This is a genomic window from Microbacterium sp. ABR10, from assembly GCF_057812175.1.
Map to the genome: position 1 here is coordinate 3,433,602 of NZ_CM173821.1, position 22,788 is coordinate 3,456,389.

Sequence of the window (22,788 nt, forward strand, 5' to 3'; positions counted from 1 at the left end):
GTTCGGTGTCGTCTTACTTGACGGCGGCCTTGAGCTTGGAGCCCGCGGTGACCTTGACGCGCTTGCCGGCGGGGATCGAGATCTCCTCGCCCGTCTGCGGGTTGCGGCCCGTGCGAGCCGACGTGGCGACCTGCTCGAAGGCGATCCAACCGGGGATCGAGACCTTGCTGCCCTTGGCGACCGCCTCGGAGACGGTGGAGAAGAGGGAGTCGAGCACGCCCGACACGGCGGACTGGCTCTGCCCGGTCGCGCTGGCGATGCTCGCGACGAGCTCGGTCTTGGTGATGGACTTGTCGGCCATGTGGTGTCCTCCAGACGGCGGCGAAAGCCGTCTCTCGTTACTCGGACGAGGAGGAATCCTCCTCGGTGGTCGGGAGACCGCCTCGACAGTATCAACCGAACCGCGGAATTACGCGGATTCTGACCGATTTCGACCCGTTCTCCACCGCGTGTCGTGGTGCGCACGGTGCGGATGGGGCCGAAGCGACCCCTGATCCGTCACGTGCATCGCCGCGACGGTCACCGGGCGCACGGCCCGAGTGCACGGTCGGCGCACCGCACCGACCGGGTTAAGGCGGAGGGGTCGGCGGGCGATTCTGGACGGAGTCCCCCGGGCGTTCTCCACACCTCTGCTCTCGCCGATTCTTGACGCAACACAACAGAACTATGATGTGCCGCACCAGTTCGAGGGCACCCGAAGCCCGAAAGAACTCACCCGCTGACGGTATTCACCTAGGAGGGGCCATGCCGGGAACGCCCGCCTCGATAGAGGCACGCGCCGCGCTTCGCAGCGCCGCAGCGACGACGGCACTCCGACTGCTCCCCGGCCACGGTGTGCCCGCCGCTCGCCACCTCGCCCTGCTCTCCGAGGCGGAGCTCCCCGAGGCGCCGGTGGTGTGGACCGACACGACGGCTCTGTCTCTCGCGGCGCTCCTGGCAGCACGCGCCCGGCGCGACGCCCTCTCGGAGGGGGTCGCCGTCGTCGCCCGCTACTTCGACGACGTTCGACTGAATAGGCCGGCCTCGCTGTCGTCCGGGGCGCGGTCGCAGCTCTGCGCGAGCGTCGGCGAGTACTGCAACGCGATCGGCTGGCCCCAGGCGGGCGCGCGGTTCGGCGCCGAGGCGCTCCTGTTCGCCGACACCGACGAGACGCGTTATCGGGCCCTGTCGGTGAGCGCCCTCGGCCACGCCCTCAACGGCGAATACATCACGGCCGAGACCGCCCGCGCCGCGGCCACAGAGCTGTTCGGCGCCCGTGGCTGGGAGGCACCCGAGACCGCTTACCTGCTCCTGCTCGCAGAGGCGCTCATCGCCTCCTCCCGGCTCGACGTCGGACGCCTGCTCGACGCCGCATCGGAGATGCGCCGCGTACAGCCCGACGATCCGTACTGGGGGTACTCCGCGCGCGCGATCGAGGTGATGGCGATGATGTTCCGCCGCGATCTCGGAGCGGGTCGCGCCGAGGGCCGACGGCTTCTGCACGGCAGTCGACGACTCAGTAGTCACCGCATGATGCGGCACTTCCTGGTGAGCGTCGTGTCCGACATCCTTGTCGCGCAGGGCGAGTACCGCGAGGCTCTGTCGACCCTCGAACCCTGCGAGACCCCGGAGGGCCACGGCATCTGCTTCTCGATGCAGCGCTCCGCCGCCCTGCTGCGCCTCGGGCGCGATCGCGAGCTGCTGCTCGAGACTGACGCGTGCGTGGCATCCGAAGCCGATCACTGCCTGCGGACCCTGACTCCTCTGCTCGTGCGACGCGCTCTCGCGTTGAACCGTATGGGGTTCACCCGGCGGGCGCACCAGAGCATGGAGACCGCGCTCCGCCTCATCGTGCGCACCGGCTGCTCGGCGACGCCATTCCTCATGCTCCCGCACGAGGAGACCCGGGCACTCATGGACACCGCCGCCCTCGAGGACCCCGAGCTCGCCGACGTCCTGCCGTACCTGCACGCGGCGCTCGCGCGCGTGGCGACACCGGATGCCGAGGCGCGCTCTCCGCTCACGGTGGCCCGACTGACTCCGACCGAGAATGCCACCGCCGAACTGCTGCTGCGGCCGCTGAGCCTCACGGACATCGCCCGCGAACGCGGCGTCTCGCTCAACACCGTCAAGTCCCAGGTGCGCTCGATCTACCACAAGCTCGGTGTCGCCGGCCGCGCCGAGGCGATGGAGATGCTCGCCGACGCTGACGCCTGAGACGCCCCGAGAACGCCGAAGGGGCGGGGACCCCTTTCGGAATCCCCGCCCCTTCGTACGGACGTCTGGTGCTTACCAGCTCGACTTGGTCACACCGGGCAGCTCGCCACGGTGAGCCATGTCACGGAAGCGGACGCGCGAGACGCCGAACTTCGTGAGGACACCACGGGGGCGACCGTCGATGACGTCGCGGCTGCGCACGCGGGCGGGCGAGGCGTTGCGGGGGAGCTTCTGCAGCCCCACGCGGGCGGCCTCGCGGGCCTCGTCGGTCGCGGTCGGGTCGACCAGGGTCTTCTTCAGCTCGGCGCGCTTCGCGGCGTAGCGCTCGACGACGACCTTGCGCTGCTCGTTGCGCGCGATCTTGCTCTTCTTAGCCATGTGCTTAGCGCTCCTCTCGGAAGTCGACGTGCTTGCGGACCACGGGGTCGTACTTCTTCAGCACGATGCGGTCGGGGTTGTTGCGGCGGTTCTTGCGCGTCACGTAGGTGTACCCCGTGCCCGCGGTCGAACGCAGCTTGATGATCGGACGTACGTCCTGAGCCTTCTTCGCCATTACAGCTTCACGCCCTTCGCCTGCAGGTCACGGACGACGGACTCGATGCCGCGAGCGTCGATGACCTTGATGCCCTTCGCCGAAACGTTGAGCTTGATGTTGCGACCCAGCGACGGAACGAAGTAGGTCTTCTTCTGCACGTTCGGGTCGAAGCGGCGCTTCGTCCGGCGGTGCGAGTGCGAGATGTTGTGACCGAAGCCGGGAACCGCTCCAGTCACCTGGCACACTGCTGCCATGGTGATGTCTCCTTCTGTACCGTGACACCGGACGGTGCCACCCAAGATCCCTTGTCTGCACCCCGTCTGAGCACGGCGAAAGGCCACGATCAGGAGATGGGGTGCGAACTGCGTGCTGGAGTGCGCGCAGACAAGGGGTAAGTCTAGCACGGAGGGCGTGTCGCACCCTTCGCCCGCGCTGCCCCTCCCCCCGTGCAGACCATGTCCCATTCATTGCAGACCATGTCCCACTTTGTGCGGCCTGCAGGCGGCGCAACCCGCACATTCTGGGACATGCATGCCGCGGCGGAATCTCCGTGGAGACGGCCCTCAGCTCTCACCACCACAACGCCCCGACGCGCTCAGCCCCCGACGCGCTCAGCGCCCCGCAGCCTCCGCCGCACCGCGGCCCCAACGGAACGGCGAGACCGTGGCCTCCCCCTCGATCCAGAAGCGCCACGGGAATGCAGCGGTCCCCGCTACCCCGGCGACGCCCACCCGCGGCCCCGTCGCCACGACGGTGGGGGGAGTCTCGGGCAGCAGCAGCCGCGCGCGGCCACCGGCCCGCTCCTCACCCGTGATCGCGTCGATCCCGTCGTGCACCGGATGCCGCAGTCCCACCGCGTCGCCGAATCGCCCCGGCCCGCGCGCGAGGTCGCGCTGCGACCGCACGGCACCGCGCCGCTCGAGTCGCCGCCGCTCGGCGATGTCGGCCCCCTCGGTGATCTCGCCGCCGCGCAGCAGCACACCGCCGGCGACACCCTCGGGCCCGCAGACGACGTTGACGCAGGAGTGGATGCCATGACTGAGGTACACGTACAGGTGCCCCGGCTCGCCCCACATGCTGGCGTTGCGCACGGTCGGGCCCATGCGCGCGTGCGAGCCGGGGTCGGGCCGGTCGCCCGTGCCGCGCCCGTGATAAGCCTCGACCTCGGTCAGTCGCGCGACCACGCGTTCGCCGCCCACGACGGTCTCCAGCAGTGCGCCCAGCAGCCGCGGTGCGACCTCGACGGGCAGCCCCGACAGGTCGTCGCGCGTCGCCGGACGCGTCACTGCGGGGGCACCTGGCACCACGACAGGTCGAAGCCCTGGAGGGCGACGACCTCCTGACCGGTGTCGACCTCCACCAGATGGGTCAGCAGCCGTTCGGGGAGGGGCAGTTGATAACGGTCGAAGGGGTTGTCGACCGCCCGCGGGGCGATGAGCACCGCCGCGTACCGGCCGCTCGGCGAGACGCACGTCTGCAGCACCGTGTCGGAGCCGGGGACCTCGAGCATCGGTCGCACCGCACCGCCGGTGTCGACGTGCGCCACGGTCGTCGAGCGCGAGACTCCGTCGGCGCTGATGTCGGCGAACGAGCGGATCGTGCCCGCATCCGTTCCGGGCACCGGGGTGGCTCGCCCGGCGAGGCCAGGCGGATCGACGGGTTGCACGAGGGGCCGTTCCGACCCGTCGGTCAGGTCGACCTCGCGCAGGCCCTCGAGGCGCTCGACGATCGCGACCGACGAGCCGCGGGCGATGCCGTCGATCGACACCGCGCTGCCGAGCGGCGCCGCGTTGCCGCCCTCGGCGTCGGTGAGGAGCAGGCGCGAATCGAACGTGAGCACCAGCATGCTGTCGGTGTCGGGCACGAACCGGTAGTCGGCGATGCGTGCGTCGCCGCCGTTCAAGCCCACGTCGGTGGGGGGCGCGTCGTCGGCGGCCGACATCGTGAACAGTCGACTCTCGCGCCCTCCGGCGGCCCCCAGGTCGGCATCCGAGAAGGTGAATCCGACGCGCTCTCCGCGGTCGGCCGACTGCAGGTTGCTGACGAAACCGGGGCCGGGGAGTGCGACGTCACGGGCGTTCTGCCCGTCGGAATCGGTGACGATCACCCGGGCGGTGTCGCCGTCGCGCACCGAGATCACGAGGTGGTTCGCGGTGGCGCGGAAATCTTCGATGTGCGGATGCACGAAGACCGGCAACCCCGCCTCGCCCTGCAGGTCGGTGCGGAAGATCGTGTCGCCCTCGGGGGTGCCGCGCTGCATCAGGTACGCCTGCAACGGCGGCGTGCGGAAGGTCTCGGTCAGTGTCGACGAGGGCCCGGCGCCCAGGCCGCTCACCCCGTCGACCGTGATGCGGTAGTCGGTGTCGTCACGCAGCGGCAGGGTGAAGCGAACGCCGACGCTTCGCCCCGCGGTGTCGACGGTGAACGGCGTCGCCGGCTCCACCGACACCTGCGAGGCGTCGACGGTCTCGAGCGACTGCGTGGTGGTCAGGATCACGCGGGATCCGGATGCCGCGACCGCGGCCGCGGGATCGACCTGCACGTCGGTGACGCGGGGCCCCTGCGCCACCGCGACGACCCCGCCGATCCCGCCGACGACCACGAGGCCGACGAGCACGGCGGCGAAGGCGACCGCGAACCCCCGACCGCGGCGCGCGCGCGAACGCGATCGGCGCGAGTCAGTACTCATAGGGGTCCGCCGGTTCGTCGATGGATGCCACCTGCTCGGCCTGCACCTCGAGCCTGCCGTCGCCGCTCGAGCGCACCGTGCCCGTGACGGTCACCCACTGGCCCGTCGCGGGGGCGTCGACCGATGCGGCGATCGGGAGGCGCGCCGTCTGCGCGTCGATCACGCAGTGGGTGATGACGAGGCGGGTGAGGTCGAAGCTCGCGCCGTCGCCGCCCGGGGTGATGAATCCGGTGAGCGTCACGGGCTTGCCGTCGAAGGTCTCGGGGTTGGTGGCGTGGGCGAATACGGCCGACCAGTCCCCGATGCCGAACTGCGTGGTGTCTCCGGAAGCCGCAAGCGTGATGACGTCGGAACCCGCGAACAAGGGCGGCGCCCCCACGTCGCGCGAGACGGCGAGTTCGGTCGACAGCGACGCCGCCGGCGTCAGCAGCACCGCGATCACGGCACCCGAGGCGAGCACACCGCCGGTGAAGGCCGCGATGCCGCCCGGTGTCAGGCGCGGACGCGCGGCGAGCTGGTCGTGCGCTGCGTGATCGTGGTCGTCGAACGGATCGGCGTGCTCGTGATCGGCGTGCGCGAACGCCTCACGGCGGGCGGATGCCGCGGCGGGGGCGTGCCCGTGCTCGTGATCGTGCCCGTGGTCGGCCTCGGCCCCCAGCGGCAGTGCGAACGAGGCGACGGCCCCGACGAGCGCGACGATCGACATCCCGACGGCGAACCACGCCGAGTCGGGGTTGATGTACAGCGACATGCGACCCGTGACCCACAGCGTGATCGTGGTGATCGACAGGCACGTCGCCAGTCCCACGCCGAGCCAGCGCGTGGCGAGGGCACCCGTTCTAGACAAGGAGGTTCACCACCGTTCCGAGTGCGAAGGCGAACAACACGACGACCACCGTCATCCCGGCGAGGACCCGTGTGGTGAAGGTCGTGCGCAGCAGCGCCATCATCTTCAGGTCGATGATGGGTCCGACCACGAGGAAGGCGACGATCGAGCCGGGCGTGAAGGTCGAGGCGAACGACAGCGCGAAGAAGGCGTCGACGTTCGAGCAGAGCGACACCACGATCGCCAGCAGCATCATGGCGGCGATCGAGAGCGCGGGATCGGAGCCGATCGCCAGCAGCGCGCTGCGCGGGACGAGCACCTGCACCGCCCCCGCCAGCAGCGACCCGATGATGAGCGCCGGCATCACCGACCGCAGTTCCACGACGAACTGCGCGAGCGTGCGCCGACCGCGGTTGCCGCGCTCCTGCACGACGATCTCGCAGGTGGCGAGGAAGCGCTCGGTGAGCAGTCTGTCGGGATCCGGATGCCGGCTGTACAGCCACCCGATGAGGTTGGCGACGAGGTAGCCGCCGATCAGGCGCGCGACCAGGATGCCGTCACTGAACCCGAACGCCGCGTGCGTGGAGATGATGACGATCGGGTTCACGATGGGAGCGGCGACAAGGAACGTCAGGGTGTCGGACACGCCGAAGCCGCGCATGAGCAGACCCCGGGCGAAGGGCACGTTGCCGCACTCGCACACGGGGATGAACATCCCCAGCAGCGACAGCACCGCTCGGCGCGCCCATGGCGCGCGCGGCATCCATCTCTCGATCGCCCCCGGCGGCACCCACACCTGCACGATGATCGACAGCAGGACGCCCAGCACCACGAACGGCAGCGACTCGATGAGCACGCTGAGGGCGAGGGTCAGACCGTCTTGCGCGCGGGTGGGCAGCGGCTGCGCGAAGAACGTAGGAGCGAACGCGTCGACGAGGAACAGCGCGGTGACCACGACGACACCCAGGCCGAGCGCGACGAGGGTGCGGGAGGCGCCCGTGCGCGGAGGCGAGGGCGCCGCGGTACGACTACTCGTCGCCACGCTCGCGAGCCCGGGCGCGGGCGCAATCGGTGCAGATGCCGAAGATGTCGACGACGTGCTCGGCTTCGCTGAAGCCGTGCTGGGCGGCGGTACGCTTCGCCCAGTCCTCGACGTCTGTCGCGGCGATCTCGACCGCCTTGCCGCACGAGCGGCAGATCAAGTGGTGGTGGTGTCCGCGGGTCTCGCACGCGCGGAAGAGGTTCTCACCCTCGGGGCTCTGCAGGGAGTCGGCGTCGCCCTTGGCCGCGAGGCCGGCGAGCGTGCGGTACACGGTGGCCAGGCCGATGCCGGTGTTCTCGTCGCGCAGGGTGGCATGCAGCGCCTGCGCGCTGACGAAGCCGCCGGCTCCCGACAGGGCTTCGCGAACGCGCTCGCGCTGCCACGTGTTGCGCTGGACCATGCCGGCGAGTCTAGCGAGGCGATCGGTGAATCGGCTGGGGGTCGGGCGAGGCGTTACGGCGCGAGGGGTCGCGCCCGACCGCGCCGTGGGACGCGCCCCGGCGGGCATTGTCAGAGCGCGCGAGTGGTGCGATCGCGCCGCGCGCCGACCACCCGGCAGACCAGGTAGATCGCGAACGAGATGGTCGTGATGTAGGGGCTCACCGGCAGCGTCCCGGCGACGGCGAGAAGCACCCCGCCCACCGCCGAGACGAAGCCGAACAGCGCCGCGAGCAGGGGCACCGACAGCGGGCCGGATGCCACGCGCATCGCCGCGGCGGCGGGGGTCACGAGCAACGCCATCACGAGAAGTGCGCCGATGATGTGCACGGCCACGGCGACGATCAGCCCGAGCAGAAGCATGAACGCCAACGAGACCGCGGTCGTGGGCACGCCTCGAGCGGCCGCGGACTGCGGGTCGAGCGAGTCGAAGCGCAGCGGGCGCCAGATCAGCAGGAGGGCGGCGAGCACCGCGACACCGATGACGACGAGCCAGCCGAGCTGTTCGCTCTGCACCGAGACGATCTGGCCGGTCAGCAGGCTGAAACGGGTGGCGCTGCGGCCGTTGTACAGCGACAGGCACAGGATGCCGACACCCAGACCGAACGGCATGAGCACGCCGATGATGGAGTTGCGGTCCCGCGCCCGCGCCCCGAGCACCCCGATGAGGGCCGCGGCGATGAGCGAACCGACGATCGAGCCCGACACGACGTCGACGCCGATGAGCAGCGCCACCGCGGCGCCCGCGAACGAGAGCTCGCTGATGCCGTGCACGGCGAAGGCCATGTCGCGCTGCATCACGAAGACGCCGATGAGTCCGCCCACCAGGCCCAGCACGGCACCGGCGTAGACGGAGTTCTGCACGAGTTCGAGGATGGCGCCGTACTGGCTCACCCCGCCGAAGAGGGCGTCGCCGACGTCGGACCAGTTCATGCGTCGTCCTCGTCGTGGTGATGGTGGTGGGACTCGTCGGCATCCGGTGCTCCGACGACGATGAGCTGGCCGCCGGCGCGCACGACGTAGACGGGAGCGCCGTACAGGGCGCTCAGCGTCTCGGTGGTCAGCACCTCGTCGGGGGTGCCGAGGGTGAAGCGGCCGTTCGCGATGTAGAGGATGCGGTCCACGCGCGAGAGCACCGGGTTGATGTCGTGCGTCACCAGCAGCACCGCGGCGTCGCGCTCGCGTCGGTGCCGGTCGATGAGACGGACGACGGCCTGCTGGTTGGCCAGGTCGAGGCTCGTCAGCGGCTCGTCGCACAGCAGCAGGGCGGGGTCGTCGGCGAGGGCCTGGCCCACGCGGAGCCGCTGCTGCTCCCCGCCCGAGAGCAGGCCGACCGGCCGGTCGCCGAACTCCGTGGCGCCCACGGCCTCGAGGAGGTCGTCGATGCGCGCGCGGTCCTTCTTGCGCGACAGCGGCAGGCCGAGCCGATGTCCGTCGACGCCGAGGCCGACGATGTCGCGTCCACGCAGCGGCGTCTCGCGGGGCAGCGGTCGTTGCTGGGGGATGTAGCCGATGCGGCGGTTGCCGGCGCGGCGGACGGGGGTGCCGAGCGCCTCGATCGATCCGGCGCTCAGGCGCTCGAGGCCGAGGATGGCCCGCAGCAGCGTCGTCTTGCCCGAGCCGCTGGGCCCGAGCACCGCGACGAGCTCGCCGGGGGCGACCTCGAGGTCGAGCCCCGACCACAGCACCTCGCCGCCCCGCTCCAGGGCAGCGCCGCGGATGCGCAGCGGTGCCGCTGCGCTCACGCCGTCAGCGCGTCGGACAGCGCCGTGATGTTGCTCTGCATCCACGAGATGTAAGTCTGACCCTCGGGCAGCGTTTCGGTGAACTCGATCACCGGAATGTTCTTCGCCTTCGCCTCGTCTTCGACCTGCGTGGTCTCGGCGCCGCCGGTCTGCGGGTTGACGATCATGAGCGCGATGTCACCCGAATCGATCAGCTGCAGCGATTCGAGCAGGGTCGCGGGCGGCACGTCCTGGCCCTCTTCGACCGACTCGCTGAACTGGTTCGGCGTCGCGTTGTCGAGACCGGCCGCCTCGATGAGGTACACCGGCACCGGCTCGGTCACGAACACCTTGGCCCCGGCATCCTTCGCCTCGATCTGGCCGAGGGAGTCCTCGAGGCCGGCGATCTGGCCCACGAAGGCGTCGGCGTTGGCCGTGAAGTCGGCCGCGTGGTCGGGGGCGAGCTCGCCCAGGTGCTCGGCGATGTCTGCCGCAAGGTCTTCCATGGTGTGCGGGTCGTACCAGACGTGCTCGTTGAAGCCCTCGATGTGGTCGTGCCCGTCGCCCTCGGCGTGGGTCTCGCCCTCGGCGTGGTCGTGGTCGTCGCCCTCGGCCTGGGCGTCAGCGCTCTCGGTGGGGGCTGCGCTTGCGTCGTCGGCGTGCGCCTCGTCGTGCGACGCGGCCCCGGGGTAGTCGTGGCTGAAGTCGACGGCGGTGAGGACGGGGGCGGTGGTGCCGCTGGCCTCGACGAGCGATTCCATGAACGAGTCGTACCCCCCGCCGTTCTCGATCACGAGGCCGGCGTTCTTCAGCGTGAGCTGATCTTGCGCGCTCGCCTCGTACTCGTGCGGGTCCTGCGACGACGAGGTGATGATCGACTGCACGTCGACGAAGTCGCCGCCGATCGCCTGGGCGATCGAGCCGTAGACGTCGGTGGATGCCACGACCGCGACCTTGTCACCGGTTGCTCCGCCGGAGCCGGTGGAGGCGGGGGCACCGCCGGCGCAACCGGCGAGCGCGAGGACGGAGGCGGCACCGAGGACGACGGGGGTGAGCAGGCGACGGGTCATGTCTCCAGACTAACGGTGCTGATAATCGTTCTCAAACTGAGGTTCTGGCCTCGGCCATCTTCGCGTGGGTCGTGGGGTGGGGACGGACCTGGCGACGCCGGGCCGACCGTGGTGCATAAAGGTGCGCGTCACTTTCGCACCGAGCTAGATTTTGCACGGGGGTTTCGCATCGCGAGGAGCCGCAGGATTCCGGCGCGTGGCCCACGGGCCTCGTCGTGGTGCGAAACCGATCGGTTTTGCGCCGATCTACGTCGTGAGGGGGAGGCTCATCGCTGAGTGCGCTTGTAGCGTCGGAGCATGGTTGCGAACGAGAAAAGTCCCGCATCAACGACGGTTTGGTACTTCGTGGGTGCGACGTTTGTTTTCGCGCTGCCGATGATGCTGTTTCCCGGCATGCCGTGGTGGGCGCGCGTGGCTACGATCGCGTTTGGGGGTGCATTTATTGCCGCCGGCTTGTGGCAGCTACGGCGCGAGGCGAGAGGCAAGAGCGATCGACAGGAGTAGTGCAAAACCGATCGGTTTTGCACCACCCGCCGTCGGCCTCGGCGGGGAACGTGGGCGGCCGCCGGTGTGATGCCTGGCGGCAGTTGATGTCGTGCGGCGCTCAGCGTCTCGCCCGCCGGCACCGCGAAACGAATCCCTGGCTTGAATCTCCCGGCCGCTCCGAGATCGCCGGGCACGCGGATGCCGTCCTCCACCTGCGCGGCGACGACACATAGCTCACATCGGGGAGGACGTCGGCGAGCGCTTCCGAGCGGGGTCCGGAGGTCTTGACCACTGTGCGTGTGTGTCGCACCTGCACCCACTCTTCGTCGAAGTTTCGACGAAGGCGTGCGGTGGTCTCGTGGGCTGGCCGCATGCCAAGAACTCACGCTCCTTACGGGAGCTCCCACTTGTGTCCGCGGACCGGTGGCCACGCCAGCCCTTCTCTCGCGCGCCAGATCATATCGGCCTGACCTTTTGGCCCCGGGGATGCCCACCCGCTAGCTACGTCTGCGCCGAGCGCGCGTACCTCGGCAATAAACTCTTCTCCCTGCACCTTCACCCAGTCGAGATTGGCCTTCTCAAACGTTGCTCCCTTTATTTCGGCGCCAACAAGGTTTGCACCGACGACGTTAGCGTCCCTGAAAACTGCGTTGGTCAGATCCGCGCATGTGAGATTGGCGTCGCTAAGGTCGGCGCCGGTGAGGTCGGCGCCGGCGAGATTCACGCGCCTGAGATCGGCTTCGGATAGATTCGCGCGGGTGAGGTTGGCGCCTGAGAGATCGACGCGCGCGAAACCAGCTCGACGAACATCCACGCCCGTCAAATCGCATCGCGCCAAATCGATTTCGTGCGGCGACGGCAGGTTTTGGCTGATGCGAGCCAACACGAGTGCGGCGGCCGCTAGGTCGACAGACATCTCTCGGCTTACGCCGGAGCCGTCGTCAGTATCTTCTCGCCGTGAGTTGACCCGGAGGTACGCCGCCAGAACATCGAGAATCGTGATCCGATCCCTGTAGGAGTCTCGCGCGATTCGCTCCAATGCGTACACGCCGCCGAGACGAATCGCTATCGAAGATTCATCACCGAGCTGCTTGACGGCTTCTGTATAGCGATTGGTGTAGTTGGCGTCCCGGTCTACCGCGACGCTAGATTTTGCAATCGAATCTCGTCGCCACGTAAATGCGAGCGTGATGATCGCCAACGTGCCGCCGCCGATCCAAAGGATCGACTGGCGGATCGAAGCGAGATCCTGCACCCGCGCCGCTTCCCCGGTTATTTCATCGCTCTGCACAACCCATTCAGGCAAGAGCCAAGCAGCTAAGGTGAACGCTGCCACGACGGCCGCCAGGAGCGCCACGGTACCGATTAATCGAATCTTCATATGCCGAATTCTGACGGATAGCAGAGCGTCTGGCGCAATCCATACCCCCGCGCGAACTGGGGCGCTCGATGCAGAACATGCTGGCGTTTGCCGACGAGCTCCGCGGCCGCTGCGCCGGCCTTCGGGTCCTCAACCTCGGTGGCGGCGACGTCGACACCTCCACGCCCATGGGGTCGATGCTGTTCACGATCGTGGCCGCCCTCGCACAGATGGAGCACGAGATAAACGAGAGCGCGTCGTCGACTCCATCGCCAAGAGACGCGCCGCCGGCCACCACCTCGGCGGACGCCCCAACGCATTACGGACAGCCAGATCAGGAGTCGCTGCGACTCCTCGCCGCGGGCACACCCGTTGTGCAGGTCGTCCGAGACCTCGGAGTGTCACGCGCCACGTTCTACCGACGATCGCGCGCCCTCACCGCGGAGAGACCGCACGACATTCATCTCCACCGGAAATGCGCCAATAAGCGTCGCGGTTCACACGCCACCTGGTCGGCCGGTCCCCCGGACGTGCAAAACCGATCGGTTTTGCACCTCGATGACACGACCACCGCCGAGTCAACGGGCACAGGTACCGCCCCATGAGCTCTACTCCACTTGGGCGGAACGCGGCTACTCTCCAGAAGAGAATGTTCTCCACAGAGCTTGCAGAACTCTTAAAAGTGCTGCAAACTGCATTTATGCGCACTGAGCGCACACAGAGAACTTATAGAGAGTAGAAGATGGTCATGAACACGTCAACCGGGTCCGCTGAGGGCTTTCACTACGTCGCCGTACCGGCCGAGCATGTTCCCGCGGTCTACCGTTTGCTGGCCGAGCTGGCAGAGAAGGTGCCCGTCGCACCGACCGTGGCACTCACGTCTGAGGAGGCGAAGTGGAGCGCGGAGGATCTCGCACGGTTTGCTGCCGGCTCCACTAAGACGACCGAGCTCGCCGGCCTCATCTTCGACGTCCTGACCGACGTTCGGGAGGCCGATGCACTGACCCTCGACGAGCTTGCCGAGCGCACTGACCTGCCCCGCAGCCAGGTGAAGATCCTATGGACGCACGTTTCGCGCCACCTCTCGAAGCACTACTCGACCAGCCGACCCCCGATCAGCACCAAGTGGGGAGCGGACTTCACTCCGCCTCGAGAGAACGTCGTCTACTACTACATGACACCCAACCAGGCGCAGGCCTGGGAGGCAGCGCGCGCAGCGTGACTCGCCTGCAGCAACACAGGTAACGGGGTCGGCCCTTCCGATCCCGTTACCTGTGTTGCTGGACAAACCAGGAGAAAACGGCTCAGCACGGATCGAACATGACGGCGCACGAGGATCTCGCACCATTCGAATCGGAGTTTCCACAGGTGACGGAAGCCGCACTGTTGCCATGGTTCGGATTCACCTCGCATAATCGCAGGATTATGGGGCGCCGGCAGGAGCGGAGACACCGAATTCGCCACGCAGTGAAGTGCGACCGGTCCGGCATGGTTAGTTTCGCTGTCACCCACAGCGCGGCAGGACTCGATACGGTCGCCTCATGCAGACGGCTACCGAGTTCGCCGCCGGGCGAGGACACCCGGACTACCCGCTTCTGACGGCAAGGCAGAGCCCTAGCTCGCGGGTGCCGTGCACAGATTTCAGCCCTTGGTTACGCGAACGTCTCGCCGCTGGAGACACGGACGCCGCCGTGATTTACCTGCTGCAAATCATCGAGGCGAATCCCGGTATAGCCGTAGGGGTCGACGTCGGCACCGGGCAGGTGTCGCGCCTCGGCCGTGATGCGCCGGCCTGGATGCAAACCTGGAGGAAGGAAGCGAGCGACGTTCTCGACATCAAGTTCACCAGTCTGTGCGCGACGACACCGGGCTGGCAGCTGGATCTACGCACCATCCTCGTGATGATGAAGGCGACGCAGAGTCCATTCGACGCCACCGCGATGGCGGATGAAGCAGCGTGCGCGACGACACTTGCCTCATCGATGGCCTGCCACGACGTCCGCCTCGTCGACCCGACCGCGGTCGTCAGCGCGACGAACGCGAACCTTGGCGCCTGGACGGAGGGCTTCGATCACCTCGACTGGTCGGAGGTGACTGCGGAAGAGATCTCACCGCCGCCGCCGGTCGGCGTCCCCCAGGTCCTTTACGACCTTCCGCTCGGTACCCGGTCGCACCTGTTCGATATCAGTCAGCGACGCCAGGATGGCCACAGCACCGCGTCGGGGTTCTCCACCTTCTACCGCACCAGGGAGGTCGGATGCGCCGATGAGGAGAGCATCGACTTGCTCATCCGCCACGGGGTGCTGCGGCCCGTGGACGAACCGGACGTCGTGTGGCGGGCGAACGCGCAGAAGCTGACGATCGCGCAACTCCGCGAGATGCTCGCAGGCGCTGGCATCACGCTCGCGAAAAGCGCAAAGAAGGCGGCCGTCATTGAGGCGACCCACCCCATCAGAGACGCTGTCATCCTCGCCGCGGGAAACGAGCGCGTGCTCGAGCGCACCCAGGAGGGAGAGCGAGTCATCTCGTGGGTGGGGGATCGCGTGGTCGCCACCCGGAAGATGTGGGCGGCGTGGGGCGCAAGCCATCAGCGCAAGTTATGAGGAGTCGTGTTGGGCCGTTTGATCTATCAGGATCGTCAAGCGACACCCAGCCTTATGATGGGCCCGTGAACCACCGGGAGCCCATCGGGGTGGCTCAAACACAGGATGCCCTTTCGCCAGGGTCCACTCCAGGTCAGGGCTTTGCGGTCGCTGCGCTCATCGTGGGAGTTGTCGCTTTCCTCATCGGCTGGATCCCCATCATTGGTGCCGCCGCTGGCGCGGCGGCGATGGTCCTCGGGGTTGTCGCTGCACGACGAAAGCGCGCCCCTGGCAAGTGGGTGTCGGGTCTTACCATGGGCTCTCTCGCTGTGGTGGCATCCATTGCGATGACCGCGGCTGTCGTCACTATCGGGCCTGCTCTCCCCCGTTCACCCGCCGCCGCGCTCACGCCGCAGCCCTCGACCGCCGAACAGGCGGATGAGCCCAAGCCCGCGGAACAGACACCGGAGCCTGAATCGCCCGCCGCCAAACCTGCTGAAGTCAAGGAATTCTGGCCGCTACGCAATGACCTCCGCCTACCCCAGTTCGTCGGGATGAACCTTGCTGACGCTCGCGACGAAGCCAAGCGCCTGGGGGTACGCCTGAGCGAAGACGACGACCGAGACAACCGGATCATATGGATGGCGTCAAACTGGACAGTCGTGTCTCAGAACGAGCCCGCCGGCAAGGACGCCGACGAGGGCGCAGTCATCCGGGTCACAGTCCTCAAACATGACGAAGTTAACCAAGCGCGAATCGCCGCGGACACAGTTGACCAGCACCGCGACGAGCGCATCTTCACCGGCCGCGTCACCGGCTATCCGCGCGCGGAGAACAACGACACCGCGGCGGTGTCGGTGGATGGCGCTGAGTTGTCCGTCGCCATGGTCAGCCCCCTCGCACCCGGATGTGGCAGCCCCACCAACGCCGGGCTAGAAGCCGCCTCCGCTGAGCTCGAAAAAAACCTCCCCATCGGTCAGCGTGTGCTCGTCATCATGAGCAATCAGCGTGGAAACGACGCGTTCCTGCACGTGCTTAGTGAGACGAGCAACGAGCCTGCCGTGACCCCGCCCGGCGATTCCGTGAATGAACGTCTCGTGCGCTCGGGATGGTGGGTGCCTCACCTTGCGTCCGGCGGTGTCGGCATGACCGGTTACATGGAAACCGCTGTCGCCTTCACCCCATACCGCGTCTCCGTCGATGAGGGAACGCAAGGAGCCGCATACGCGCCTCTAATTGAAGCCGCCGGCAACGAGACGGCTACCAACTACGTCGGCACGGTCGGTGGGTGTCACCGCGCGGCCGAAACCGAGCTAGAGGCGGAACGCATCAGCTGGGCGGAAAACGAACGCGAACGTGAGCGGCATATGGCAGAGGCGGAGTGGCGCGCCCGCCAGCCGGTCTATTGCATCGACGGGGACGGCGACGGCATTTGCTTCGAGCGATGACCCACGTCTTCTAGGGGGTCGGCAGCCCTATGGCGTTCAGGTATTCCATGAAGAGAAAAGTTTCTGACCGCCGCCGAGAACGACGCCATCATCACCCTGCCGCCCGAGGCCGCCTCCGCCGTCCTGCGGCAATGACAGACGCGCGGCTTGTGGCAAAGTAACCCCTCACGCGTGCAGTCGAGGTAAAGCACCCAGCGCAACAGGCGCATCCAGACGCCAGCCATGGCGCGGAACCGAGAGCTTTCTCACCACCCGAAATGCGCATAACCGGCTGGCGCAGCCGTGCTCATCGAGCCGCTGTGGTGACCGGCTCTAGCAAGAGAAGACACGTGGACTCCTCGTACTCAACGATTTCGGCTAGCACGTGAAGGTTGTCTCCTACCCCCACAGTGTCGAATTGCTCGTCGGTCCAGTGGAGATCGTATGTCGTGTTGACATCCCGGTACTGAAACGCGGGGCCCGCCGAGGAAGTCTCGCTGTAGTCCCCTGCTGTGAGAAGGATGTCGTAGCGCGTGCGCGCGCCGTCATGACTGGTCAGCGCGCCCACGCTGCCATCGAACTCGATTGTCTCGCCCGTGTGAGCTGAGGCGAACGTGGCGATTTGCGGCGAACAGTAGTCGGAGAGCCCGAGGAGGGCCGCGAACTCGGCGCTATTGTTCGCTGAGAGAACGACCGGTCCCGTGTCCGTCGGGGTGCCTGAGGGCGATGCGGAAGGCTGAGGCGATGGTGCGGTGGACACAACGCTTGGGAGCGCCGAGGGTTCGGCCGTGGCAATGGAGTCCGGGGCATCTTCGGCTTCGCCTGCTCCCGTCAGGTTGACAGTTACCAGGATGACAGCCAGCACGACGACGACCCCTCCCAGGGCGGCAAGAGGGATCCATGGCGTCTTGGGTTTCGGGCGACGCAGGGTGAGTTCGGTAGTGAGCTTGCCTGCCACTTGAGCAGTGACCTCCCAGCCTTGGGACTCCCACTTGGCCGCGGTTCGCGATTCCATACCTCGGACGGCTTTCACGGTCCGGGTCTCGTACTTCGGCGTAGTTTCCGTAGACATCTGTTCCCTTCGGGTTTGCTCTCACCATGAGTAGCAGGATGCGGGGCACCAGACCGGCCGCGGCGCTGTACTGTCAGGCGATGCCCTTTGGTGAGGCTGCAAGCCCACCCTTCCACCTCGCAACCGGTGTGCTTACCTTCTCTCCGGCCTACGCACCACACCCGCGGCAGCTTAGATTCGCCAATGGTGCGAAACCGATCGGTTTCGCACCACCCCGCCGCGATCATGTGGCCGGGATTAGAGGTTGGAAAGGAGTTGGGTTTTTTGCGTCTGGAACTCGTCTTCGCTGAGGATGCCTTTATCGCGTAGCTCGGCCAGACGCTCGATCTGCGCGATCGGGTCGGCCGCGGGGACCACAGGGGGACGTTCTTCCGCCGGCTGAGCTTTGAGCTCACGAAACTTCCGAACGATCCCGTCGCCTTGGCCGTGGCCCAGCGTCGTGATCGTCGCGGAGGTCCCGGAGTGGGTGATGGTCAGTGTCTCGCCGCCCATCTTCTTCCCGAGAGAAAGGGCGCCAATCGAGGGAAGTGAGAACTCAACGAGATTCTCGCTGCCGATGCTTTTTTCCAGGAACAACAGCCGGCGGTCTGTGAGCGCGACGATTCCCATCTTGCCGCTGAGGTTTCCGACGCCGATTGCGGAGACGAACTCGCCCCGATCGAGGACGTTCGCCAGGTGGCGAATCTCCCGGCGTCCGAAGAGCTTGAGCGCGAGCTTGGAGACGGCTTCCGGGATGCCGTGGTCGTCCAACGCCCCCTCTGGCATTCCCTCCGCGATCGCCACCATGTGCTCGTAGTGCTTGGTGCCGAGCCCGTCGATCGTCCATTCGATGTCGGTGTTGCCGTCGCGTGGGGAGAGCACGCCGGTGATGGTCGCGGCCCACCGGTTTTTCATCATTGCCCGCGGGACGTCGATCACGATCGACGTCGGTGTCGATGAGGTCACGCTGAAATCGGTGGGCTCGACCGCGGCTTGAAGGAGCGCGATTGGGTCGCCGGCATGAGGAAGCACGGTCCAGTGAACGGTGCGGAGGATGGTCGCCATTCCGCCACCCTAGCGATGCCCGTCATATCAGAAACGATCGGTTCCGCGCCGCACGGGGCCACTCGAGTCAGAGCGCCCGCTTGCACTGCCACCTCAGGGTCGTTCCATCGCTCGATGCTCGACCGGCCGTGGTCTTAGTTGCGGTTCAGGCCGTGCCGCATGGAGTCCAGCGCAACTTTGAAGTGGCTCTCGGCGGCGTTGATATCCCGAGTCGGGGTGGCCGGGTCGAAGACGCGCAGCAACGAGAAACGGAAGCTCGATGGGTCGAGCGTCTTCAGCTCAACGTTGCCGCCGTGGCCGTTGGTCGCATAGGCGTTCCATCGTTGCCGGATGCTCTCTTCACCATCGGCCTTGCCGACGTAGTGCCGGCCGTTTCGCGTGTCGGTGATCAGGTAGATCCCCACGACGGAGGAGAGGGCCGTTCTCCATGAGGCGTAGCGGTGCTCGCGCATGACGGCTTGCAGTTGTACGTGGCTCAGGATGAGCCGGTCGAACCCCGGGAACGGGATTGGCTCGGCATCCGCGATCCCCATCACGGGGTAGGCGCCGGCCGCGGCGCCGCTCATGCGCCAGGTGCGAGGGGACTTCCACCCGATGACTAGCCGCCCGCGTAGGTCGGTCATGTGCTCGGTCTCCGAGATATCGAACGTCCGGCGTATGTCGTCGCGGGCGATCTCGCCGCGGTTCTCCACCACGGACCACAGGCGGGCTTGGTCGCCGCCTTCCTTGATGAAGACCACCCAGAAGCGCGGCGGCGTGGCAGGGAACCGCCTGCTGACGGAAGATTGCGTCGCCGTGTACGCCAGAATTTCCGCGTGGGTCGAGTCAGCGTGCAGCCCCGTCAGGCCACTCTCCTCGGGCTCGGTCACGAAGGCATGACGAATGACGAGAGTCTGCGCCGGGTCGACACCCTCGTCGAGCAACAGCGGGGTGAGGGTGAGGGGCATAGCGGTTCTCGTCTCTGGTGCGCACCTCACGGTACCGGCGCCCGGCGGGGGGAGAACCTCTAAGAGCGGGATGGTGCGAAGCAGATCGGTGTTGCACCACCGGGGGCCGCGCGGTTCACGGTGTTGAGCATCGACGATCCGTCGACGCGCGCAGAATGGTATGGCTCCGGGGTCGCGTTCATCCCCGTGAGACAATAGAGGGGACGAGGTAGACGCGTGGTACCAAGTCACGGGTGAAGCAAAGAACCCCAACCGCGCCAACGGTTGGGGTTTGGATCTTTGCCTAAGCCGGGTGGCTGGCGGGGAAGTCGAATTTCCCAGGTACTTCTACCGGAAATTCTACGCCGTGATTAGCAGTGGCGCAAACGGCCCGACCAGTTCTGGTACGTGCCCCTCAGGTCTCGGCAGCTTCAACGTCAGTCATCTCTTGTATCGGCCGCGCCCGACGAGAGTAGGTCTCAACCAATGACTAGCGATAAGCCGGTTAAACGTGGCTCCTCACAGGTCTGGGGGTGGGTTCGCCTCGGTGGTTACGCCGTGGTGAAGTTCATCTTCTGGATGCTGGGGGAGGGAGGCTAACCCCCTCCCGGCCCTCCAGCGTCACGCTGGGGGGCCGTACCAATCCCGGTAGTAGCCAATGCGAAGACTCCAGCTAGGACACCGGGGTCGACGTTCGCGCATCGCCACCGCAGGAGCTCGCGTCGAGCTGTAAGCCGGGGGCGGCTACGCGCCGCCCCCGGCTTAGCTACCAGGGCTCGATCGTGATGGTGATCCCGGATACAGTCATCGTGACAGTGATGCGGAAGCCTGAGCTCATCGGGTCCTCCCTTCTCTCGGGATGCCCCCTCTGGTCTTGGCGGACGAGGGGGCATCTGCGTGGAATCACTCTGACCCTTGCCTGCGCGGGACTCAACCTCCGGTGGCTCCGTGTTCAGCGGAGAGATACCCCGTCTTGAGCGCGATCGCAGGCATTTTTCAGCAGGGTGAAACGACGCTTTCAGCAGGTTTAGACTGCTGGCGCGGCGGAATCTATAAGGGATATCAGTACCCCAGGGACGTCGAGGACCCCCGGAGTGCATGTCACTCCGCTGAAAACGTCGCCAACTTCTTGGGAGGGCTCTGTGGACGTTCCGTCTGAGGCGATGGAGGCGATGGATCGCGCCACTAAGAGATCGCGGCGGACGAGCACCGTGTCGTTTCCCATCTCGTATGTGAAGCGGGGAGACAAGACCCCCACCGCGGCCTGGTTACTGCAGTCCCATGAGGTGCGTCTCAAGCTGCACATGACGCTTGCCATGCAGGCGACCAGAGCGCCGCGCACTCTGCCCGACCGCCCGACGCAGTCTTTGGCGAAGCTCATGAATCTCGACTCGGAGACGGGTGTGAGGCGCGCCAAGGAGGCGAGAAGGTGGCTGGAGTCGAAGAAGCTCATAACCCCCACGCCTCTTGAGGGTGGAAGGCGCGGACTACTCCTGCTGCACCCCGACGGTTCAGGGGACCAGTGGGAAGGCAACGGCTCAAGGTACGTAGGTGTGCCCTTCGCGCTGTGGGACAACTACTGGATCCTCCGTCTTAGCGGGAGGGCGATCGCCGTGCTCTTGGCTCTCCTGGAGCTCAACGGCGGGTCAGAAGAACCTGACGGGGAACTCATGGACGGCTACCGCAAAATGCAGTACGGGCTGTCCGATGACACGTGGACTCGAGCCACGAAGGAGCTCGAGCACTTCGGCCTGCTGCGCACTAAGACCGTCTACTGGGGCGACGACGACCGCGAGACTCGTCGTAGGAAGCGCTACCTGGTTCTAGAGGAAGGTTTCGCCGCGGCACCTACCTGGGACGAATGGCCGGGTGAAAAGAACCCATCTGCGTCGCGTTCGACTGAGGTTCGCTCTACGTAAGAGCTCGCCGAGAACATCGGCCACGGCGTCGCAGAGCAGCGCGTCAAGCGGTGGAGGTGCAGATCAACCGATCGTGCACCACTCGTACGTCGTTACAGTCAGAACGTGACCGCGAGCGACGCACCGACCGCTGCCGGTGGGCACCCGCAGATCGGGATTGAGCACAAGAACGGCGATCGCATGTTCGGCATTGCAAATCTGTCCGCTCGGACGCTGGCTGAGCGCGGGACGCCGCAGGCGTCGAGCCTGTACCGCTCGACGGTGACGGAGCTCGTTCGCGCGGTGCGTGTGGGGGATGCGCTGCGCGTGGAGTGGGAAGGTGCGCATTGGTGGGCATCGTCGCCCGCCGGCGTTGTTGGGCGGCTCGGTTGGCACAAGGGCCTTCGCACGGCAACGGCCTACGCGCCCGGTGAAAAGAGTCCCTACGATTTCGACGCGGGAACCCTCCATGTGCAGAGCGTCACGATCGACACGGCGGGAGCCGTGGTCGACTGCGGCGGGTACGTCGTCCCTGACGCACAAGAACCGGAGGGCGACGTCGCCTCGTCGCCTCACCGGGGGTCGTTCCTGACTCGCCTGTTCGGTCGCGACCGCTGACGAGCCACCGTCGACGCGCACTTGGGGGGTCTGCAACCCGTAGACGCACACAGCCTCCGATGAAATGGTGAGCGCATGTCGAAGCCTCGGACGAAGCTGGCGCAAGCAGCGCTGATATCCAACGGCATGGTCTGGTTCGGGGCGTCGCTGATGCTCCTTGCGATCGCCACCGAGCAGACCTATGCGGTGTTCAACGGGACGTGGCTCAACGTCCTCGGTTGGGCAATCATCCTCCTGGTGGCCGCTGGCTTCGCGGTCGTCGGCGTCATCGAGAACGTCAACATTCGGGCGGGGAAGAGGCATAAGCCGCGCCCGCGCAGCTGACCGCGCTCGATCGGGGAACCCGCGACCCGCGTTGGAGGGGGGTCGAGGGGGTCTCCCCCTCGTGCGGGCCGGCCCTTTCGGGTCGGCCCGCCACCATGCTCAGAGCACGAGCGTGTGCAGCGCGGTCGCCGCGGTGCCGGTGGGCGTGCCGTAGTCCGTAGCGTGCAACGTCGCGGCGCGGTTCGTGATGAGGTCGAGCGCGACTAACTCTTGTTCGGACTCGTCGGTCATGTCGCCGGGTTCGTCCTCCCATGCGCGCAGCACGCGCCCGTCGATGTCGACCACGCGGCACAGCCCCCACAGGTGAGCGAAGGGGCCGGTGCGTTCGTACTTGAACACCAGGGCCGTCGCGGTGGGCCAGCTGTGCGCGGCCGCGGCGACGATGAGCGCGTGCGCGGCCGCGGCGATCTGTTCGACGTGGCCGGATGCGGTGGCGGCGTCGACGGCGGCTTCCGCCTCGCGCAGTGCCGCGGTGTACCCCCACTCGTCGATGTCGACGGCGGGTGTCGTGGTGGTGGTCATGGTGCGCCT

At 67.0% G+C, this 22,788-nt stretch carries 25 protein-coding genes and 1 pseudogene; 9 read left to right on the plus strand and 17 right to left on the minus strand.

The window, feature by feature from the left end; genetic code table 11:
• Window positions 1-13: 13 nt before the first annotated feature.
• The gene (locus ACXKZF_RS15875; protein WP_013584778.1) at window positions 14-301 is read right to left on the minus strand and encodes an HU family DNA-binding protein; all 288 of its coding nucleotides are present in this window, start codon (window positions 299-301) and stop codon (window positions 14-16) included.
• 443 nt (window positions 302-744) lie between these two features.
• Between ACXKZF_RS15875 and ACXKZF_RS15880 the strand changes: the two genes are divergently transcribed.
• On the plus strand, window positions 745-2,196 hold the full coding sequence (locus ACXKZF_RS15880; protein ID WP_488984858.1) for a helix-turn-helix transcriptional regulator: 1,452 nt from the start codon (window positions 745-747) through the stop codon (window positions 2,194-2,196).
• Window positions 2,197-2,268: 72 nt separating this feature from the next.
• On the opposite strand, the gene rpsN is transcribed toward ACXKZF_RS15880, so the two are convergent.
• The 11 genes from rpsN to ACXKZF_RS15935 all read right to left on the minus strand — a co-directional run bounded on the left by rpsN (window position 2,269) and on the right by ACXKZF_RS15935 (window position 10,520).
• Window positions 2,269-2,574 carry a 30S ribosomal protein S14 gene (rpsN, locus tag ACXKZF_RS15885; protein WP_013584776.1) on the minus strand — a complete coding sequence of 102 codons (306 nt, stop codon included), beginning with the start codon at window positions 2,572-2,574 and terminating at the stop codon, window positions 2,269-2,271.
• A gap of 4 nt (window positions 2,575-2,578) precedes the next feature.
• Window positions 2,579-2,749, minus strand: a complete 171-nt coding sequence (gene rpmG, locus ACXKZF_RS15890) for a 50S ribosomal protein L33 (RefSeq protein ID WP_013584775.1) — start codon at window positions 2,747-2,749, stop codon at window positions 2,579-2,581.
• Window positions 2,749-2,985, minus strand: a complete 237-nt coding sequence (gene rpmB / locus ACXKZF_RS15895; protein ID WP_055832508.1) for a 50S ribosomal protein L28 — start codon at window positions 2,983-2,985, stop codon at window positions 2,749-2,751. Before rpmB ends, rpmG begins: the two co-directional genes overlap by 1 nt.
• Window positions 2,986-3,342: 357 nt before the next feature.
• The gene (locus ACXKZF_RS15900; protein ID WP_488984859.1) at window positions 3,343-4,017 is read right to left on the minus strand and encodes a DNA-3-methyladenine glycosylase; all 675 of its coding nucleotides are present in this window, start codon (window positions 4,015-4,017) and stop codon (window positions 3,343-3,345) included.
• Window positions 4,014-5,420 (minus strand): hypothetical protein, encoded by a 1,407-nt coding sequence (locus ACXKZF_RS15905; protein ID WP_488984860.1) that lies wholly within the window; start codon window positions 5,418-5,420, stop codon window positions 4,014-4,016. Before ACXKZF_RS15905 ends, ACXKZF_RS15900 begins: the two co-directional genes overlap by 4 nt.
• Window positions 5,410-6,267, minus strand: a complete 858-nt coding sequence (locus ACXKZF_RS15910) for a TIGR03943 family putative permease subunit (RefSeq protein ID WP_488984861.1) — start codon at window positions 6,265-6,267, stop codon at window positions 5,410-5,412. Before ACXKZF_RS15910 ends, ACXKZF_RS15905 begins: the two co-directional genes overlap by 11 nt.
• Window positions 6,260-7,288: a permease gene (locus ACXKZF_RS15915; protein ID WP_488984862.1), complete on the minus strand. Its 1,029-nt coding sequence runs from the start codon at window positions 7,286-7,288 to the stop codon at window positions 6,260-6,262. The genes ACXKZF_RS15910 and ACXKZF_RS15915 overlap by 8 nt, the downstream gene beginning before the upstream one ends.
• Window positions 7,275-7,688 carry a Fur family transcriptional regulator gene (locus tag ACXKZF_RS15920; protein WP_055952261.1) on the minus strand — a complete coding sequence of 138 codons (414 nt, stop codon included), beginning with the start codon at window positions 7,686-7,688 and terminating at the stop codon, window positions 7,275-7,277. Before ACXKZF_RS15920 ends, ACXKZF_RS15915 begins: the two co-directional genes overlap by 14 nt.
• Before the next feature lie 110 nt (window positions 7,689-7,798).
• Entirely contained in the window at window positions 7,799-8,659 is an 861-nt protein-coding gene (locus tag ACXKZF_RS15925; protein WP_055952263.1) for a metal ABC transporter permease, read from the minus strand.
• Window positions 8,656-9,471 carry a metal ABC transporter ATP-binding protein gene (locus tag ACXKZF_RS15930; RefSeq protein ID WP_243223399.1) on the minus strand — a complete coding sequence of 272 codons (816 nt, stop codon included), beginning with the start codon at window positions 9,469-9,471 and terminating at the stop codon, window positions 8,656-8,658. Before ACXKZF_RS15930 ends, ACXKZF_RS15925 begins: the two co-directional genes overlap by 4 nt.
• Window positions 9,468-10,520, minus strand: a complete 1,053-nt coding sequence (locus ACXKZF_RS15935; RefSeq protein WP_488984863.1) for a metal ABC transporter solute-binding protein, Zn/Mn family — start codon at window positions 10,518-10,520, stop codon at window positions 9,468-9,470. Before ACXKZF_RS15935 ends, ACXKZF_RS15930 begins: the two co-directional genes overlap by 4 nt.
• Before the next feature lie 297 nt (window positions 10,521-10,817).
• Between ACXKZF_RS15935 and ACXKZF_RS15940 the strand changes: the two genes are divergently transcribed.
• Entirely contained in the window at window positions 10,818-11,024 is a 207-nt protein-coding gene (locus ACXKZF_RS15940; RefSeq protein ID WP_268105233.1) for a hypothetical protein, read from the plus strand.
• Window positions 11,025-11,397: 373 nt separating this feature from the next.
• Here ACXKZF_RS15940 and ACXKZF_RS15945 read toward each other — a convergent pair whose 3' ends face one another.
• On the minus strand, window positions 11,398-12,387 hold the full coding sequence (locus tag ACXKZF_RS15945) for a pentapeptide repeat-containing protein (protein ID WP_488984864.1): 990 nt from the start codon (window positions 12,385-12,387) through the stop codon (window positions 11,398-11,400).
• A 56-nt stretch (window positions 12,388-12,443) separates the two neighbouring features.
• Here ACXKZF_RS15945 and ACXKZF_RS15950 point away from each other — a divergent pair.
• The 4 genes and pseudogenes from ACXKZF_RS15950 to ACXKZF_RS15965 all read left to right on the plus strand — a co-directional run.
• A pseudogene (locus ACXKZF_RS15950) lies at window positions 12,444-12,803 on the plus strand (recombinase family protein); the annotation flags it as partial.
• Between the two features lie 311 nt (window positions 12,804-13,114).
• Window positions 13,115-13,588 carry a hypothetical protein gene (locus ACXKZF_RS15955; RefSeq protein ID WP_488984865.1) on the plus strand — a complete coding sequence of 158 codons (474 nt, stop codon included), beginning with the start codon at window positions 13,115-13,117 and terminating at the stop codon, window positions 13,586-13,588.
• 469 nt (window positions 13,589-14,057) lie between these two features.
• Window positions 14,058-14,969: a hypothetical protein gene (locus ACXKZF_RS15960; protein WP_488984866.1), complete on the plus strand. Its 912-nt coding sequence runs from the start codon at window positions 14,058-14,060 to the stop codon at window positions 14,967-14,969.
• 65 nt (window positions 14,970-15,034) lie between these two features.
• The gene (locus ACXKZF_RS15965) at window positions 15,035-16,396 is read left to right on the plus strand and encodes a PASTA domain-containing protein (protein WP_488984867.1); all 1,362 of its coding nucleotides are present in this window, start codon (window positions 15,035-15,037) and stop codon (window positions 16,394-16,396) included.
• A 286-nt stretch (window positions 16,397-16,682) separates the two neighbouring features.
• Here ACXKZF_RS15965 and ACXKZF_RS15970 read toward each other — a convergent pair whose 3' ends face one another.
• From ACXKZF_RS15970 to ACXKZF_RS15980, 3 genes are all read right to left on the minus strand, one after another.
• The gene (locus tag ACXKZF_RS15970; RefSeq protein WP_488984868.1) at window positions 16,683-17,447 is read right to left on the minus strand and encodes a DUF4839 domain-containing protein; all 765 of its coding nucleotides are present in this window, start codon (window positions 17,445-17,447) and stop codon (window positions 16,683-16,685) included.
• 237 nt (window positions 17,448-17,684) lie between these two features.
• Window positions 17,685-18,491 carry an SHOCT domain-containing protein gene (locus tag ACXKZF_RS15975; protein ID WP_488984869.1) on the minus strand — a complete coding sequence of 269 codons (807 nt, stop codon included), beginning with the start codon at window positions 18,489-18,491 and terminating at the stop codon, window positions 17,685-17,687.
• Between the two features lie 134 nt (window positions 18,492-18,625).
• Complete coding sequence (locus tag ACXKZF_RS15980; RefSeq protein ID WP_488984870.1) at window positions 18,626-19,438, minus strand: GIY-YIG nuclease family protein; 813 nt, start codon at window positions 19,436-19,438, stop codon at window positions 18,626-18,628.
• Between the two features lie 1,121 nt (window positions 19,439-20,559).
• On the opposite strand from ACXKZF_RS15980, the gene ACXKZF_RS15985 reads away from it, so the two are divergent.
• The 3 genes from ACXKZF_RS15985 to ACXKZF_RS15995 all read left to right on the plus strand — a co-directional run bounded on the left by ACXKZF_RS15985 (window position 20,560) and on the right by ACXKZF_RS15995 (window position 22,257).
• Entirely contained in the window at window positions 20,560-21,336 is a 777-nt protein-coding gene (locus ACXKZF_RS15985) for a hypothetical protein (RefSeq protein WP_488984871.1), read from the plus strand.
• Window positions 21,337-21,441: 105 nt separating this feature from the next.
• Window positions 21,442-21,933, plus strand: a complete 492-nt coding sequence (locus ACXKZF_RS15990; protein WP_488984872.1) for a hypothetical protein — start codon at window positions 21,442-21,444, stop codon at window positions 21,931-21,933.
• Between the two features lie 75 nt (window positions 21,934-22,008).
• Window positions 22,009-22,257: a hypothetical protein gene (locus ACXKZF_RS15995; protein WP_488984873.1), complete on the plus strand. Its 249-nt coding sequence runs from the start codon at window positions 22,009-22,011 to the stop codon at window positions 22,255-22,257.
• Window positions 22,258-22,356: 99 nt separating this feature from the next.
• Here ACXKZF_RS15995 and ACXKZF_RS16000 read toward each other — a convergent pair whose 3' ends face one another.
• The gene (locus ACXKZF_RS16000) at window positions 22,357-22,779 is read right to left on the minus strand and encodes a hypothetical protein (protein WP_488984874.1); all 423 of its coding nucleotides are present in this window, start codon (window positions 22,777-22,779) and stop codon (window positions 22,357-22,359) included.
• Between the last annotated feature and the right edge of the window lie 9 nt (window positions 22,780-22,788).